The organism is Streptomyces sp. NPDC054956 (assembly GCF_053609185.1).
In genome coordinates this window covers 1-2124 of record NZ_JBSGXB010000580.1, presented here as the reverse complement: position 1 = coordinate 2124, position 2124 = coordinate 1, and the positions used below count along the sequence as shown (strand labels likewise).

Genomic DNA, 2124 nt, shown 5'->3' with positions numbered 1-2124 from the left:
GGCTCATCGAGCCCCCGCCCCCTCCTTCGTCTCTCCGGGCGGTTCTCCGGACGGTTACGCGCCGGCGCAGTTCGGGCAGATCCCGCGGTACGTCACCTCGACCGCCGACACCACGAAGCCGAAGCGCTCCGTGTCCGGCAGGTCGGAGAGCGGGTTGCCCGCCGGGTGGACGTCGCGGATCGCCCCGCACTGGGCGCACACCAGGTGCTGGTGGGGCCGGTGGGCGTTCGGGTCGTACCGCTTGGCGCGCCGGTCCGTGGAGACTTCCAGGACCTCGCCGAGGGTGACGAGCTCACCCAGCGTGTTGTAGACGGTCGCGCGGGAGATCTCCGGCAGCTTGGCCACGGCGCGCGCGTGCACCTCGTCGGCCGTCAGGTGAACGTGGTCACCGTCGAGCACCTCGGCCACGACACGCCGCTGTGCGGTCATGCGCCATCCGCGTCCGCGAAGTCGTTCCAGCAGGTCACTCATGGGCATCAGCCTAACAGCGAGGGGATTCGGTGTAACTCCCGAACCGGTGCGGACTTGGATGCTTACTTGACTTAGACAAAGTCCATCGTAGGATCGGTTACGGCAATCGCCAAGGACAGGACATGCAGGTATGACGCAGGAGGCGCACGTGACGCAGCAGGGACCGCTCACCACGGAGGCCGGGGCTCCGGTCGCCGACAACCAGAACAGCGAGACCGCTGGCGTCGGCGGCCCCGTGCTCGTCCAGGACCAGCTCCTCCTCGAGAAGCTCGCGCACTTCAACCGCGAGCGCATCCCGGAGCGCGTGGTGCACGCCCGCGGCGCCGGTGCGTACGGCACCTTCACGCTGACCCGTGACGTCTCGCAGTGGACCCGTGCCAAGTTCCTCTCCGAGGTCGGCAAGGAGACCGAGACCTTCCTGCGCTTCTCCACCGTCGCGGGCAACCTCGGTTCGGCCGACGCGGTGCGCGACCCCCGCGGCTGGGCGCTGAAGTTCTACACCGAAGAGGGCAACTACGACCTCGTCGGCAACAACACCCCGGTGTTCTTCATCAAGGACGCCATCAAGTTCCCCGACTTCATCCACACCCAGAAGCGCGACCCGTACACGGGCTCGCAGGAGGCGGACAACGTCTGGGACTTCTGGGGTCTGTCGCCCGAGTCCACCCACCAGGTGACCTGGCTGTTCGGTGACCGCGGCATCCCGGCGACCTACCGCCACATGAACGGCTACGGCTCGCACACGTTCCAGTGGAACAACGAGGCCGGCGAGGTCTTCTGGGTCAAGTACCACTTCAAGACCGACCAGGGCATCAAGAACCTCACCCAGGCCGAGGCCAACAAGCTCGCCGGTGAGGACCCCGACTCGCACCAGCGCGACCTGCGCGAGTCGATCGAGCGCGGCGACTTCCCGTCCTGGACCGTGCAGGTCCAGATCATGCCGGCGGCCGAGGCGGCCGAGTACCGCTTCAACCCGTTCGACCTCACCAAGGTGTGGCCGCACGAGGACTACCCGCCGATCGAGATCGGCAAGCTGGAGCTCAACCGCAACCCGGAGAACGTCTTCGCCGAGGTCGAGCAGTCGATCTTCTCCCCGGCGCACTTCGTCCCCGGCATCGGTCCGTCCCCGGACAAGATGCTCCAGGGCCGTCTCTTCGGCTACGGCGACGCCCACCGCTACCGCGTCGGCATCAACGCCGACCACCTGCCGGTGAACCGTCCGCACGCCACCGAGGCGCGCACCAACTCCCGTGACGGCTACCTGTACGACGGCCGCCACAAGGGTGCCAAGAACTACGAGCCGAACAGCTTCGGCGGCCCGCACCAGACGGACCGTCCGCTGTGGCAGCCCATCGACGTGACCGGTGGCACGGGCAACCATGCCGCCGCGGTCCACAGCGAGGACTCGGACTTCGTCCAGGCGGGCAACCTCTACCGCCTGTACTCGGAGGACGAGAAGGCCCGTCTGATCGAGAACCTGTCCGGCTTCATCGCCAAGGTCTCGCGCGACGACATCGTCGAGCGCGCGATCAACAACTTCCGCCAGGCGGACGGTGACTTCGGCAAGCGGCTCGAGGTCGCGGTCCAGGCCCTTCGCGGCTGATCGGGCACCTTGTCGTAGCAGGCCGACGGGCCGGTGTCCCCGAGAGGGGG

The 2124-nt window shown here is 67.7% G+C and carries 2 protein-coding genes; one reads left to right on the top strand and one right to left on the bottom strand.

Annotated features, from left to right (window positions below):
• Positions 1-54 precede the first annotated feature (54 nt).
• On the bottom strand, positions 55-471 hold the full coding sequence (locus tag ACWGDE_RS38450; protein ID WP_453393731.1) for a Fur family transcriptional regulator: 417 nt from the start codon (positions 469-471) through the stop codon (positions 55-57).
• Between the two features lie 130 nt (positions 472-601).
• Between ACWGDE_RS38450 and ACWGDE_RS38445 the strand changes: the two genes are divergently transcribed.
• Positions 602-2074, top strand: a complete 1473-nt coding sequence (locus ACWGDE_RS38445) for a catalase (RefSeq protein WP_453393730.1) — start codon at positions 602-604, stop codon at positions 2072-2074.
• The last annotated feature ends 50 nt before the right edge of the window (positions 2075-2124 follow it).

Coding starts and splice junctions, on each gene's coding strand:
- ACWGDE_RS38450 (WP_453393731.1), bottom strand. CDS start 471: ATGAGTGACCTGCTGGAACGACTTCGCGGACGCGGATGGCGCATGACC.
- ACWGDE_RS38445 (WP_453393730.1), top strand. CDS start 602: ATGACGCAGGAGGCGCACGTGACGCAGCAGGGACCGCTCACCACGGAG.